The sequence below is a fragment of the Actinomadura rugatobispora genome (assembly GCF_055379765.1).
In genome coordinates this window covers 113,698-127,108 of sequence record NZ_AP029191.1, presented here as the reverse complement: position 1 = coordinate 127,108, position 13,411 = coordinate 113,698, and the positions used below count along the sequence as shown (strand labels likewise).

Annotated in this window: 12 protein-coding genes and 1 pseudogene; 11 read left to right on the top strand and 2 right to left on the bottom strand. The window is 68.8% G+C overall.

Features of this window, described 5'->3' with window-relative positions; all coding sequences use genetic code 11:
* Nucleotides 1-865 precede the first annotated feature (865 nt).
* From ACZ466_RS00570 to ACZ466_RS00550, 5 genes are all read left to right on the top strand, one after another.
* Nucleotides 866-2,521, top strand: a complete 1,656-nt coding sequence (locus tag ACZ466_RS00570; RefSeq protein WP_464042619.1) for a sensor histidine kinase — start codon at nt 866-868, stop codon at nt 2,519-2,521.
* Nucleotides 2,522-2,653: 132 nt separating this feature from the next.
* Nucleotides 2,654-3,067 (top strand): roadblock/LC7 domain-containing protein, encoded by a 414-nt coding sequence (locus ACZ466_RS00565; RefSeq protein ID WP_464042617.1) that lies wholly within the window; start codon nt 2,654-2,656, stop codon nt 3,065-3,067.
* Nucleotides 3,064-3,423: a DUF742 domain-containing protein gene (locus ACZ466_RS00560; RefSeq protein WP_378293530.1), complete on the top strand. Its 360-nt coding sequence runs from the start codon at nt 3,064-3,066 to the stop codon at nt 3,421-3,423. Before ACZ466_RS00565 ends, ACZ466_RS00560 begins: the two co-directional genes overlap by 4 nt.
* A 34-nt stretch (nt 3,424-3,457) precedes the next feature.
* Complete coding sequence (locus tag ACZ466_RS00555; RefSeq protein WP_378293528.1) at nt 3,458-4,036, top strand: GTP-binding protein; 579 nt, start codon at nt 3,458-3,460, stop codon at nt 4,034-4,036.
* Nucleotides 4,033-5,262, top strand: a complete 1,230-nt coding sequence (locus ACZ466_RS00550; protein WP_464042615.1) for a cytochrome P450 — start codon at nt 4,033-4,035, stop codon at nt 5,260-5,262. Before ACZ466_RS00555 ends, ACZ466_RS00550 begins: the two co-directional genes overlap by 4 nt.
* Before the next feature lie 96 nt (nt 5,263-5,358).
* Here ACZ466_RS00550 and ACZ466_RS00545 read toward each other — a convergent pair whose 3' ends face one another.
* The gene (locus tag ACZ466_RS00545; protein WP_378288973.1) at nt 5,359-6,855 is read right to left on the bottom strand and encodes a class I adenylate-forming enzyme family protein; all 1,497 of its coding nucleotides are present in this window, start codon (nt 6,853-6,855) and stop codon (nt 5,359-5,361) included.
* Between the two features lie 280 nt (nt 6,856-7,135).
* Between ACZ466_RS00545 and ACZ466_RS00540 the strand changes: the two genes are divergently transcribed.
* From ACZ466_RS00540 to ACZ466_RS00520, 5 genes are all read left to right on the top strand, one after another.
* Nucleotides 7,136-7,876 carry an ABC transporter ATP-binding protein gene (locus ACZ466_RS00540; protein ID WP_378288976.1) on the top strand — a complete coding sequence of 247 codons (741 nt, stop codon included), beginning with the start codon at nt 7,136-7,138 and terminating at the stop codon, nt 7,874-7,876.
* A 43-nt stretch (nt 7,877-7,919) separates the two neighbouring features.
* A complete protein-coding gene (locus ACZ466_RS00535; RefSeq protein ID WP_378288978.1) occupies nt 7,920-8,552 on the top strand; it encodes an ABC transporter ATP-binding protein in 633 nt (210 codons plus the stop codon).
* A gap of 71 nt (nt 8,553-8,623) precedes the next feature.
* A complete protein-coding gene (locus ACZ466_RS00530; protein WP_464042612.1) occupies nt 8,624-9,862 on the top strand; it encodes an ABC transporter substrate-binding protein in 1,239 nt (412 codons plus the stop codon).
* 66 nt (nt 9,863-9,928) lie between these two features.
* The gene (locus ACZ466_RS00525; protein WP_378288982.1) at nt 9,929-10,780 is read left to right on the top strand and encodes a branched-chain amino acid ABC transporter permease; all 852 of its coding nucleotides are present in this window, start codon (nt 9,929-9,931) and stop codon (nt 10,778-10,780) included.
* Nucleotides 10,777-11,871, top strand: a complete 1,095-nt coding sequence (locus ACZ466_RS00520) for a branched-chain amino acid ABC transporter permease (protein WP_378288984.1) — start codon at nt 10,777-10,779, stop codon at nt 11,869-11,871. Before ACZ466_RS00525 ends, ACZ466_RS00520 begins: the two co-directional genes overlap by 4 nt.
* Nucleotides 11,872-11,922: 51 nt before the next feature.
* Here ACZ466_RS00520 and ACZ466_RS00515 read toward each other — a convergent pair whose 3' ends face one another.
* Nucleotides 11,923-12,735, bottom strand: a complete 813-nt coding sequence (locus tag ACZ466_RS00515; RefSeq protein ID WP_378288986.1) for a FadR/GntR family transcriptional regulator — start codon at nt 12,733-12,735, stop codon at nt 11,923-11,925.
* Nucleotides 12,736-13,013: 278 nt separating this feature from the next.
* On the opposite strand from ACZ466_RS00515, the pseudogene ACZ466_RS00510 reads away from it, so the two are divergent.
* Nucleotides 13,014-13,370 (top strand): annotated as a pseudogene (locus tag ACZ466_RS00510) (AMP-binding protein); the annotation flags it as partial.
* Nucleotides 13,371-13,411: the final 41 nt, after the last annotated feature.

Sequence of the window (13,411 nt, the reverse complement as noted above, 5' to 3'; positions counted from 1 at the left end):
CTCGGTATCCGATTCCGGGCTGGTGCCGGGGCCGAGCGGCGGCAATGTGCGCGGGGGGCCGACGACTCCGACCGGCGACGGCATGCGGCCATGCCGGCGGCGCTTGAGCAGATCCGCGCTCCCTCGACTCTGGACATGGCCGAGCCGGTCGCCCGGGCATCGCTGCTACCCGGCGCCGACGGGTCGCCATCATCGACGTCGACCTGACTCACCGGCAGGTGTTCGGCCGTGCCGAATCCGCACTCACCCCTGGCCGGTGTCCCCGGCCCGCCCGCCAGGGCCCAACCGGAGAAACTGGGCAGAACGGCTGATAGCCCATGCCCGCAACCGACCGGCGGCTCAGCAACCCAAGCCAGAACCGCCTGCAAGAGCACTCCCGATATCCATCGGTGGATCGAGGCTGAGGCTCCCCGAGCATCTTTCACGATCTACGACGGGAGGGGATGCCGACGGCCGCCACCGTGGCGGCCGCTGGCATGCCTGCGATCTTGGCAACCGCCCGGATCTCGCCATGCGACGGTTCGTGGGCCTGGGCCGGCCCTTGGCACTCGGCAGCGGCCACGCCGCGCGGGCATCACCTCTGGCCAGGACCATGACCGTACTGTGGCGACTCCTCGAATGCAGGGCCGACGCCCCGTCCCGGTCTTCGGGACCCCTAGGATACTGGTGAGCATGCATTAACTACCGAACCCTGTTCGGTGATTCCATGTCTCATTCGCCGGGTGCGGGAGAAAATCGAAGTTTGAGTGACTGCCCGCACCTGCGAGCGTTATGGTGCATTCCCATCGGACTCACTTCCGTAATGTTCGCAGTGCGGCGAGGGTTGCGCACATCCCGTCGCGCCATGCTCAGAAGGACGCGATGGATGGCAGCACAAGCAGGCCGGCCGGCAGTTGAACGAGACGCGCTGGAACACGCGTTCCGGGTTTGGCTGATACTGATCATCGTCGCGGGCGGCGCCTGGTTGGGAACTCTTCTGATCCTGGACCGCATCGGTCCTTGGAGCGCCTCGATCGGCGGCCTGGCGGCGCTGATCGTCAGCCTGGCGCTCGCGGTCGCGGCCTATCACGCCCGGTACGCGCGTAGCGTCCGCGACTGGGTGTCTCACCGGGAGAGCGACGATGACCGGTTGGAGAGGCGGTTGCGTGAGTTGGTCGATGGGCCGTTGCCTGATTTGATCGGGCGGCTTCGTGCGGGGGCGTCGCCGCAGGAGACGCTGGCTGATCTGAAGGCTGTTCCCGATCATCTGCTGGGCCGTTTGGTGCATGTGGTGGCTGAGGGTGTGGCGTCGGGTGAGCGTGATGCGGCGGTGGCGCGTGGCGAGTTGGAGTCTTTGGATCGGGCGGTGGTGCGGCTGGCCGAGGAGACGCTTCCGGCCTTGGTGGAGCGGATTCATGGGGATCGCGCTTCGGCTTCGACCGCGCTTGCCGAGTTGCCCGCTCTTCCGCATGCTTCGCTGGATCGCCTGTTGCGGGAGACGGCGGAGGCGTTGGTGGTGAGTGAGCGGACCAGGGCTGCGGCGATGGCGGCGGCGGCGAGTGCGGCCGCGCGGATTCAGGCGCAGACGACGCGGATGCTCGCTCAGTTGCGTGAGTTGGAGGATCGGTACAACGAGGATGAGTTCTTCGGTGATCTGCTGGACCTTGACCATCACGTTTCCCAGATGGGGCGTTTGGCCGACAGCATCGCGTTGCTCAGTGGTGGGCGGTCGGGTCGGCGCTGGACCAAGCCGATCGTGCTGGAGAGCATCATCCGCGGGGCGATGGGTCGTATCGCCTCTTACCAGCGTGTGCAGTACCACTCGACGAGCAACGCCGCCGTTGCGGGGTTCGCGGCCGAGGGTGTGATGCATGCGTTGGCGGAGTTGATGGACAACGCTGCGAACTTCTCGCCGCATGGGACGGCTGTGCATGTGTATGCCGAGGAGGAGGATGCCGGTGTCGTGGTCACGATCGAGGACAGTGGGCTGGGGATGCGGCAGCGTGAGCGTGAGCGTGCGGAGCGGCTGGTGGCGGAGGCGGCGGATCTGACGACGCTTCCTGGGACGCGGCTGGGTTTGGCGGTGGTGGGCCGGTTGGCGGGCAAGCATCGTTTGACGGTGAGTTTTCGCCCGTCTTCGCGGGGTGGCATTGGGGTGGTGGTGTTGATTCCGCGGCGGTTGATCACGCGTGCCTCCGACGAGACGGCTTTGGACATGCCGCCTGGGGTCGGCACCGCCGCGTCGTCCGCTACCTCTTCGCGTAACCGCGCCGGGGCCGCCGTCCATACGGGTGGGGAGGGCGTCGGTGCGCAGGGTGGGGGTGCGGGGGAGGCGTCCATGCCCAAGCGTCGCCGCGGTGCGACCTTGGCTGCGGCGATCGAGCGGCCGCCCCGGTCTGATCCCAAGCCTCGTGACCCGGGGGTGCGGTTCGCCGCGTTCCGCCAGTCCGCTGAGGGCCGCGGCCGTGCGGCCGGTGCCGGGAGCGGAGCCGGCGACGACGGCGACGGCGACGGTGTGTCCGCCGCGGACTTCGACCAGTAGGGGGTTGCGACCCTTCCTGTGGCGTCCCTCTCGGGGGGCGGTGTGTACGGGTTCTGGGTCTCTGCCCGGCCGGAGAACGACTGATGAGGAGGCAGGGGTGCAGCGTCCGCTGGTCGCGGCCCCGTGATTGTGATGAACACCGATGAGCATCGACTTGATTGGCTTCTGGCGGGTCTGGTGGACCGGGCTCCGGGGATCCGGCATGTGCTGGTGCTGTCCAGGGACGGTCTGCGGATCTGTCACACGCCGGGGCTGGATGACGACAGGGCCGACCAGTTGGCGGCGATAGCGGCGGGGATCCAGAGCCTGTCTTTGACCGCTTCGCATGAGTTCGGTGACGCTGTCGGGGCGGGGCAGTCGATGGTGGAGTTCTCGGGTGGGGTGTTGCTCATCGTCCCGGCGGGGGAGGGGGCGCATTTGGCGGTGCTGGCCGGTGAGGACGCCGATGTGGGTCTGGTCGGGCACAGTATGAATGAGCTGGTGGAGCAGATCGGTGGGTATCTGACCGCGGCGCCGCGTTCGGCGGGTCATGGCACGCCGGCATGAATGCCCGTGCTCTGGATCGGGAGGATCCCGACCGGCTCTACATCGTGACCGGTGGCCGCAGCCGGGTGGACGAAGAGGGTCTGGACCTGGTCAGTCTGATCCTCGCCGAGAGCGACGCCGCGCCGGGCATGCAGTCCGAGCACGTGACGATTCTGCGGCTGTGCCGGGATGAGCCGGTGGCGGTCGTGGAGTTGTCGGCCCATCTGGGTCTTCCGGTGAGTGTGGTGAAGATTCTGCTGCTGGATCTGCGCGACACCGGTCACATTTCTGTTCGCCATCCCTCTTCGGCCGCCGCGGCGCGTGTGGCCGACATGGACACGTTGAAGCAGGTGCTCGTTGGACTCCAAAGTCTGTGACGCGGTCCCGTTGCCTCGCACGGCGCGGGAGGCGTTGAAGATCGTGATCGTGGGCGGGTTCGGTGTCGGGAAGACCACCCTGGTCGGTTCGGTCAGCGAGATCCGCCCGCTCAGCACCGAGGAGACGATGACGCAGGCGGGCGTGGGGATCGATGACGCCAGCCAGGTCGCGCACAAGAGCACCACGACGGTGGCGTTCGACTTCGGCCGGATCACGCTGAACGCGCAGCGGGTGCTCTATCTGTTCGGGGCGCCGGGGCAGGAGCGGTTCTGGTTCCTGTGGGACCAGTTGTTCTCCGGCAGCCTGGGCGCGGTGGTGCTGGTGGACACCCGCCGTCTGGAGGATTCCTTCTATCCGCTGGACCGGCTGGAGCATCACAGGATGCCGTTCGTGGTGGCCGTCAACCGGTTCCAGGACCCCGGCCCGGGTCCGGGTTCGGGCTCGCAGCCGTCGCTGGAGCGGGTCCGCGAGGCGCTGTCGCTGGATTCCCACATTCCGCTTGTCGAGTGCGACGCCCGGTCGCGGGAGTCGAGCAAGAACGTGCTGATCACCCTTGTCCGGCATCTTGTCGGGCTCAATGACCCAGCCGCTTTGCAGGAGGCCGTGCAGTGAACGAGGGAATCGGTGGCGGGGACGCGGTGCGTCTGTATGGGGAGGAGTTCAATGAGCGGCCGTTGGAGCTGTATCAGCGGTTGCGGCGTGAGTACGGTCCGGTGGTGCCGGTGCTGCTGGAGGGTGATCTGCCGGCCTGGTTCGTGATCGGGTACCGGGAGCTGAACCATGTGGCGAGCAATCCCGGTCTGTTCGCGCGGGACACCCGCCGCTGGAACGCCTGGGACCGGATTCCCGATGATTGGCCGTTGATGCCGTATGTGGCGTGGTCGCCGGCGATGTGGATGACCGAGGGGGCCGAGCACCAGCGGCGGGCCGGGGTGGTCAGCGACGCGCTGGACGCGATCGACCGGACCGAGCTGGCGGTGCTGAGCGAGGAGGTCACCGACGGGCTGATCGATGCCTTGGCCGGGGACGGTGAGGCGGAGTTGATGGAGGGTTACGCCGATCCGATCCCGCCGCTGGTGTTCGCGCGGCTGCTGGGCCTGCCCGAGGCCCAGGTGCCGGCGCTGATCACCGACATCGCCGATTCGGCGGGCTCGGACGAGAACGCGATCCCGGCGTTCCAGCGGCTGCATGAGCGTCTGGGTGATCTGGTGGAGCACCGCAGGGTGCACAAGGGGCCCGACATCACCTCCAGGATGCTGGCCCACCCGGCCGGGCTGACCGCCGATGAGGTGGTCCACGACATCGTGATCCTGCTTGCGGCGGCGCATCTGCCCACCAGCAACTGGATCGGGAACACGCTGCGGTTGATGCTGGTCGACGAGCGGTTCGCGATGACGTTGCAGGGCGGGCGGGGCAGTGTGTCCCAGGCGCTCAACCAGGTGCTGTGGGAGGACACGCCGCAGCAGAACGTCATCGGCCGTTTCGCCGTGCACGCCTGCGAGCTGGGGGGTCACACCATCCGCGCGGGGGACATGGTGGTGATGGGGTACTCGGCGGCCAACGCCGATCCCGCGGTCCGGCCCATCTCACCGGGGCAGGACGCCGGCAACCGGGCCCATCTGTCCTTCGGGCAGGGCGAGCACGGGTGTCCCTTCCCGGTGCCCGAGCTCGCCGAGATCATCGCCAGGACCTCGGTCGAGGTGCTCCTGGACCGCCTGCCCGACATCGAGCTGTCGGTCAAACCCGACGAGCTGGAATGGGTGCCCTCGTTCTGGGTCCGCCGCCTGGCCGCCCTTCCGGTCCGCTTCACCCCGGCCGGTTTCCGCCCAGGTGCATGATCCGGCAGGCTCATGCTCTGCCGTACCTCGTGTTGATGTGTGTCCCGGGCCGATTACGCGGTGATCTCGGCTCTGGTACGGCGACCTTCGCCGCGGTCAGCCGGTCGTCGATCCGGTGACGTCGGCGACCAGGTCGCGGCGCACGAGCTTTCCGGCTTCGTTGCGCGGCAGTTCGTCACGCCAGACCACGTGGTCCGGGGTGCGGGAACCACGCAGTCGCGAGCGTGCCCAGTCGCGCAGCTCCCGCTCGTCCACCTCGGAGCCCGCGCGCCGGACGACGACCGCCAGGATTCGTTCGCCCCACTCGTCGTCGGGAACGCCGATCACCGCGGCGTCGGCCACCTCGGGATGGGCGACCAGCGTCTCCTCGATCTCGGCGGGGGCGATGTTCTCGCCACCGCGGATGATCGTGTCGTCGGAGCGCCCCTCGACGAACAGATACCCCTCGGAGTCCAGCCAGGCGCGGTCCCTGGTCGGGAACCATCCTCCGGCGTCCAGCACCGATCCGCGTCCGACGTACTCCCCGGACACCTGCGGGCCGCGCACCCACAGTTCACCGGGTTCGTCCGGGCCCAGTACCGCACCGTCGCCGCCGCGGATCTGCAGTTCGATGCCCTGCACCGGCAGCCCGACGCTGCCCAGCCGGGCCCGGACGCTCTCGTCGCCGGCGACCAGCGCGGTGCGGTGGTCATCCGGGCCGAGCAGAGAGATCGTCGAACTGGTCTCGGTCATGCCGTAGGCATTGACGAAGCCGACGCCGTCGAACGCGACCAACGCCCGCGCGAGCAGCGACCGCGGCATCCGTGAGCCGCCGTACAACAAGGTCCGCAGGCTCGGCACGCCGGCGGACCCGGTGCCGAGGTGTTCGACCACGCGGCTCAGCATGGTCGGCACCACCATCGCGCTCGTGACGCGCTCGCGGCGGGCGAGTTCGAGCCAGGCCTCCGCGGTGAAGTCCGGCAGGTAGACGACCCGGCGCCCGGCGTAGAGGTTCGACAGCACCGAGGCCACCGCGGCGATGTGGTAGGGCGGCATGGAGACGAGCGCCGCGTCGCCGTCCTCGGCCGAGCCGTGGCCGACGTTCTGGAGTATGTAGGACGTCAGGTGGCGGTGCCGCAGCAGGACGATCTTCGGCTTCGACGTGGTGCCGCTGGTGAACAACATGACCGCGGGCTTGTCGTCGGGGAAGTCGGACTCCGGCGCCGGCTCCGCCGCGTCGCACGCGGCGACGAACTCGGTGCCCGCCATCGCCCGGTGCTCGCCCGCCACGATCGGCAGGTAGTCGTCGTCGGCCACGACCAGCGGCGCATCGAGATCGGCGAGCAACCCGCGGATGTGCGTCGCGGACAGGCGGTAGTTCACCGGTGTGAAGGCGATACCGGCCCGGGCGGCGGCGAACAGCAACTGCGGCATGACCGGACCGTTACGGGCCAGCAGCACCGCGTGGCCCGCGGCCTGCTCGCGCAGCACCGTGGCGCCCCCCGCGGCACGTCGTGCCAGCCGGGTGAAGGACAGTCCGTCGGCTCGGCCGCCGAGCGCCACCCGCTCGCCCTGCCTGGACGTGGCCAGTGTGAGCAGCCTGCTGAGGTGCACCTCGGCCTCCTTCTGTGAACGGTTGGCCGCGAGCGGACCGGCGCCGGTGACGACTCGATCCGCGTTTGTCGAGGCCGGCGCTCCGCGGCTGTGAGAACGCGTACCGATTGATCTTAAGTTTTTAAGATTTGCGGATAGCATACCTCGGCTCGTTGCCGACGCGAGCGGCGCGGCCTTCGGGGAGCGCCGGAATCGACGCGTCCGAAGGCTTGACGCGGGTCGGAGCCTCTCGTACCCTCCGTATCGCAAATGAATGAATCTTTATACAAAAGGGGAACCCATGGCCGAGGAGACGACGCTGCTGCGCACGTCGTCGGTCAGCAAGCGGTTTCGCGGCGTCGTCGCGCTGTCGGACGCGTCGATCCGCCTGGAACAAGGTGAGATCCTCGGCATCATCGGGCCGAACGGGGCGGGCAAGACCACGCTGTTCAACGTGATCGCCGGCGCCATGCGCCCGTCGTCGGGCAGCGTGATCTTCCGTGGGCGGGACATCACACGGATGGCGGCCGACCGGCGACTGCGGCTCGGCCTCGCCCGCACGTTCCAGCTGATGAAGCCGTTCGTGTCCCTGACCGTCTACGACAACATCGTCGTCGGCGCCACCGGCAGCGGGCTGTCGAAGCGGCGTGCGCGGGCACGGGCCGACGAGATCGTCGACCTGCTCGACATGGGTCGCATCGCGTCGCGGTCGGCGGGCGCCATCAACGCCGTGCAGGCCAAACGCCTCGAGCTGGCCCGCGCCCTGTCCGCCCAGCCGGTCGTGGTCCTGCTCGACGAGATCTTCAGCGGGCTGCGCCCCGACGAGGTCGACGACCTCGCCGCGCATGTCCGCGCCCTGCCCTCCCGTGGTCAGACGGTGATGATGATCGAACACAACCTTCCCGCGATCCGCAGCGTCTCCGAGCGCGTTCTGGCGCTGAGCGCCGGCGCGGTCATCCGCGAAGGCAGTCCTGCCGACGTCTTCGACGACCCTGAGGTGGTGAGCAGCTATCTCGGAAAGCGAAGCCGCCCTGCGCATTGAGAACGTCACGGTCCGGCGCGGGCTCATCGACATCGTTCGCGATGTGTCGCTGACCGTCTCACCGGGTGAGTGCGTCGGTCTGCTCGGTCTCAACGGAGCGGGCAAGAGCACTCTGCTGGCCGGTGTCGCCGGCACGCTGAGCTCCGTCACCGGATCGATCCGCCTGGGCGATCGAGATCTCAGCGGGAAACCGAGCTGGCACCGGTGCCGGCAGGGGCTGGTGCTCGTTCCGGCCGGACGCCAGTTGTTCGGCGACCTCACCGTGATGGACAACCTGCTCGTCGGGGCGCACACCCAGAAGTCGGGCTCACGGCGCAAGGAACTGCTCGAGGTGGTCTACGGCCACTTCCCGATGCTGCGGGACAAGCGCGGCCAGAAGGCCCGTGAGCTCAGCGGCGGCCAGCAGCAGATGGTCGCGATCGCGAGGGGCCTGATGGCCGAACCACGGGTGCTCATGCTCGACGAGCCCTCCGAGGGCCTGGCCCCGGTGATCGTTGAGCAGGTGTTCGAGGTGATCGGGGCGCTGACGCGTGAAGGGTCCCTCGCGATCCTGCTGGCGGAGCAGAACGCGAGCGCGGCCGAGATCTGCAGCTCGTCGGCCGTCCTCAAGGACGGAACCGTTTCCGCGGTCGCGCGCACGAGCGCGGACGACATCGCCGACGCGGTCTTCGGCTAGCACGACGGGCCGTCGACACGGGCGGCCCGGCGAACGACAGGCACCGGCCGGTCGGGTGAATGGAGAGATCGATGAGGATGCACACCTCTACTGTGTTGGCAGGGCTCGCGGCCGTCGCGTTGACCGTCGCGAGTGCCGGCTGCGGCTCGACCGGTGGCGGTGCGGGCATGAAGGACGGGAAGGTCGTCCTCGGCGAGGTCACCGACCTCAGCGGGGTCGCCTCGTCGTACGGGATTCCCGAGAGCCAGGGCGCGCAGATCGCGGTCGACCAGATCAACGCGGCGGGCGGGATCAAGAGCCTCAACGGCGCGAAGCTGGAGATCAAGAAGTACGACACCGCGTCGAGCACCGACAACGGGACCACGAAGGCCACCGCCGCCGTGGGCGACAAGGTCGCGGCCGTCTTCGGCGGCGAGATCTCCGACACCGTGCTCGCCGGTATCAACGTCACCCATCGGGCCGGCACCGCGTGGCTGGTCTCGGGCGGCACCGCCGATCAGATCCACCAGCGCGGCTACGACACCGTCTTCCAGGTCGCCAAGAACTCCACCCAGTTCTCGCAGGGCTGGGTCGACACCGCCAAGCTGGCCGCCGGACAGCTCGGGATCGCCAACCCGACGGTCGCGATCGCCTACAGCCAGACCTCCTACGGGCAGGACTTCCTCAACGCGTTCGAGACCATCAACAAGACCGCCGGGTTCCGGGTCGTCTCGAAGATCGGCTACCCGATCTCGACGACCGATTTCTCGTCGGTCGCGGCCCGCCTCGCATCGACGCCCGCGGACATCATCTTCAACATCGGCTACCCGGCCGACGGGCTGAACCTGGCGAAACTGTTCGCGACGAAGTACAGCGCCCGGGCCAAGATCTTCATGGCCGGTGGAGCGGACGCGGGCGACGTCGTCAGCCAGCTCAAGACCCAGGCCGATGGAACGCTCGTGCTGGGCGATGTCACGCCGAGCACGCCCGGCGCCCCGCCGGCCTTCAAGACCTTCTACGACCAGTACAGGGCCAAGTACAAGGCGGCTCCGAACTCGCAGGCGCTGTTCGGATACGTCTCGGTGCAGTTCGCCGCCGCGGCCTTCGAGAAGGCGAAGTCCGCCACCCCGTCGGAGGTGGCCAAGGTCTTGAAGTCGGTGACGCTCACGCACACGACCGGCAACATCTTCCCGTCGCCGAGCACCCTGTCGTTCGCCGGCAACGGGTCGCTGAAGCAGGCGCCGTTCCTCGCCTCCCAGGTGGTCGACGGGGCCGCCAAGGTCGTGTTCCCGGCCGCCGCGGCCGAATCGAAGATCCAGCCGTACAAGTGACGGGCAATCGACGTCCGCGGGTCCCGGGCCCGCGGACCCGATGAGATGTGAGGACGACCGCGCGACATGCTCTTCGAACAACTGCTCGTCAGCGGACTCATCACGGGCGCGGTGTACAGCCTGGTGGGCGTCGGTTTCACCCTCGTCCTGGGGGTCGGCAAGGTCGCGAACTTCGCGCACGGCGGTTTCGTGGCCCTCGGGCTCTACACGGCGCTGTTCGCGCACACCCAGCTCGGGCTCAACGCGTACCAGACGCTGCTACCGGCGGTCCTGATCTTCCTCGTGGCCGGGTTCGGCGTCGGCGAGCTGTTCGAGTGGCGGGCGCGCCGCGCCGGCGAGATCGGACAGCTGCTCGTGGGACTCGCCCTGCTGCTGCTGATCGGCGGCCTGCTCGAGGTGCTGTTCAAGAACAACCCGCGGACGATCGACGGACCGACCCTCGGCGAGGTGCGGGTGGCGGGGCTGACCGTCCATGGGACGGAGATCTTCGCCGCCGCCTTCACCCTCGTGGTGGCGCTGCTGATCTACGTGGTGGTCCGGCACTCGCGGTGGGGGAGGGCGATGCGCGCCGTCGCCGACAACGCCGAGGCCGCCGGGCTCTACGGCATCCGCACTCCGCTGGCCCGGCGATCGGCGCTGGCCGTGTCGGTCGCGCTCGCCGGCGCGACCGGCGTCGTCATCAGCCCGTTCACGACTCTGACGCCGGGCGTCGGGACGTCGTACCTGATATCGGCCTTCGCGGTCGTGATCCTCGGCCGGATCGGGAACCCGCTCGGCGCGGTGATCGCGGGCCTGGGGCTCGGGGTCGTCAACTCGATGTCCGCGGGCTACCTGGCCTCGTACTGGACGTCGCTGGCGCCGCTGCTGATCATCCTGCTCGTGCTGCTCGTGCGGCCTGACGAAGGAGCAGTCGTATGACGCTGACCGATGCCGCGGGCCGCCCGGCGCACCGGCGGATCCGTGAACACGCCGCGACGCGCTGGGTCGTCCTCGCCGTCTTCCTCGTCGTCACCTGGTTCAGCCTCGGCGGGCTGGAATCGGCGACGCTCACCATCATGGTGCTCGTGCTCTACTACGCGGCGGCGGGGACCTCGTTCAACCTCCTGTTCGGGTCGCTGGGCGTCTTCTCCCTGGCCCAGCCGGTCTTCGTGATGGTAGGCGGCTACACCTCCGCCTACCTGTTCGCCCGGCACGGGATCTCTCCGTGGATCAGCATGCTCGTCGCGATGTCCGTCGCCGCGCTGCTCGCCCTCCCGGTCGGTTTCATCGCCATGCGGCGCTCGGGAACGATCGTGACCGCTCTGGTGACACTGATCCTCTCCATGGCGGCGCCGCCGATCATCGCCGCGGTGAAGCCGCTGGGCGGGACGGTCGGTCTGTACATCCCGGTGAAGTCCGGCGACAACTGGTGGGACATGCAGTTCGCGACCGGGGTGCCGTTCGCCCGGATCCTGCTCGTCATGAACGTCGTGTTCATCGCCGGCCTGATGTGGTTCGCGCGCAGCAAGTGGGGCGGATGGACGACCGCGATCCGCGATTCCGAGGCGGCCGCGCAGGCGGCCGGCATCCCGGTGCTCAGGGTGCGCATCACGATGTTCGTGGTGTCGGCGATGATGGCGAGCCTGCCCGGGGTCGTCTACGCGCAGTACAACCTGCTGAGCAACACCGAGCTGTTCCTCAGCATGTCCGCGTTGTTCCAGGTCCTGGTCGTCGCCCTCGTGGGCGGGGTCGACCGGGCGTGGGGGACGCTGGTCGGCGCCGCCCTGATGATCCAGATCTCACACCGGCTGAGCGAGGCGGCGGGCGGCCGGCCGGGCATCGGTCCGCTGACCTTCGCCGCCGCCTTCCTGATCATGGCGCTGGTGCTGCCACGCGGGATCTCCGGAGCATGGGCGGCCCTCCAGGCCCGCTACTCGGGCGAGGGCGCTCCGGGCGGAGCGGGGGAACCCGAGGTGGAAGATCGTCGTTCGGCGGCCGCCACCGAGGGAACCCGACATGGATCTGACTGACGCGCACGCGCCGGTCGATTTCCGGGACGAGGCGGCGCGACCGACGACCGGTCAGCCGCCGAGGTCGCGCAGGCCATTGCGCAGTGACGTCGCACGAACGACCTGTGTTTCGGAGTTCTCCAGGGCGTAGCGCTGAGAGTGCGTGAGGTGTCCTGTATCGATCTTGCGCGCCGTGTTGGAGTCGCCGGCCGCGATCGCGTCCACCAGCGAAGCGTGCGTGGACAGCACCTCGCGGCGGCGGCCCTCGTTCGGGTAGCGCCCTTCGGTGGTGACGCGGGCGGCCCACTGCCGTTCCTGTTCGGACCACAGGCTCTCGAGCGCGCCCAGCATCACGATGAGCGTCTCGTTGCCGCAGGCGCCCACCAGGAACTCGTGGAACCGCCGGCTCAGCATGGTGAAGCGCTCGCCGTCGCCGATCGCCGCCGTCGCCTCCTCGAGGTTCGCCCGCAGGACGGGCACGACCGCCTCGCCGCGGTCGGCACGCGCCGCGCACAGCGAGGCGGCGATCGGCTCGATCTGCTCGATCGCCGTGGCGAGGTCGCTGATCGAGGTTCGCCGGGACTGCAGGACGAGCCCGAAGGTGTAGGCCGACGTCTCGGCGGTCGGGACCTCGACGACCGATCCGCCGATGCTGCCGCGCCGGACCGTGAGCAGACCCTCGTTCTCGAGCTGCCGAAGCGCCTCGCGCAGGGTGGGCCGGCTGATGCCGAACTCCGACATCAGGTCTTCCTGCTTGGGCAGCGAGTCGCCGTTGGCCAGTTCGCCGTCGACGATGCGGTCACGGAGGATTCCGGCGATGACCTCGGCCACACGTGGCTGCCGGAACTGTGCGCGCTGCTGCTTCGGCGAGTCAGCCTCTGCCACTGCGCCTCCTTCCGATCTCCGCTCGCGTACAACATTATCCGGCCCGCGATGTGGCGGCAGAACGAGGACATGGCCGGGCCGCGCTCCTGGGCCGTGGACGCCTGACGGTGGTGGCCTGGGGCGATCTTGGCCTGCGTTTCCCTTCCGGTGCGTCAGCCAGTGCGCGTGACGGCCGGGTCCGGTTCGTTCACCCGGGGATCTCATTGACAAATGTTTTAAAGATTAACACATCACCAGGTGAGAGGAGGGGGTGGGTGTCCACCTGAACCCTGACTTCGGTGAACGCGTTGGGGGTGCGGCCGGGTGACCGTGTCGCGGCCTGCCTGCCCAACGACCTGCCGATCGTCGTGGCGTTCCACGCGTCGCAGCGCATCGGGGCGATCTGGGTCGGTGTGGCCGAGGCGTACCCGGCGGCCGAGCAGGATGAGCTCGTCGCCCTGAGCGACCCGGCCGTCGTCCTCGCCGGAGAGAAATGGAAGGGCGGGCACCCGGGCGCGGTCGATTCCGCGCGCTGGGCCCGCCTCGCCGCCGCCGGTCACCAGGCCCCCGCGCTCACCGTCGATCCGTTCGCGCCCGCGGCGATCGCCTTCACCAGCGGGACGACCGGAACGCCCAAGGGCATCGTGCACAGCCGACACAACCTCGTGCTGCCGGGTGCCAGGGGTCGTCCTACCGC

Bases quoted from the DNA above. Each gene is read 5' to 3' on its own strand.
- ACZ466_RS00570 (WP_464042619.1), top strand. From the start codon at position 866: ATGGCAGCACAAGCAGGCCGGCCGGCAGTTGAACGAGACGCGCTGGAA.
- ACZ466_RS00565 (WP_464042617.1), top strand. From the start codon at position 2,654: ATGAACACCGATGAGCATCGACTTGATTGGCTTCTGGCGGGTCTGGTG.
- ACZ466_RS00560 (WP_378293530.1), top strand. From the start codon at position 3,064: ATGAATGCCCGTGCTCTGGATCGGGAGGATCCCGACCGGCTCTACATC.
- ACZ466_RS00540 (WP_378288976.1), top strand. From the start codon at position 7,136: ATGGCCGAGGAGACGACGCTGCTGCGCACGTCGTCGGTCAGCAAGCGG.
- ACZ466_RS00530 (WP_464042612.1), top strand. From the start codon at position 8,624: ATGAGGATGCACACCTCTACTGTGTTGGCAGGGCTCGCGGCCGTCGCG.
- ACZ466_RS00525 (WP_378288982.1), top strand. From the start codon at position 9,929: ATGCTCTTCGAACAACTGCTCGTCAGCGGACTCATCACGGGCGCGGTG.
- ACZ466_RS00520 (WP_378288984.1), top strand. From the start codon at position 10,777: ATGACGCTGACCGATGCCGCGGGCCGCCCGGCGCACCGGCGGATCCGT.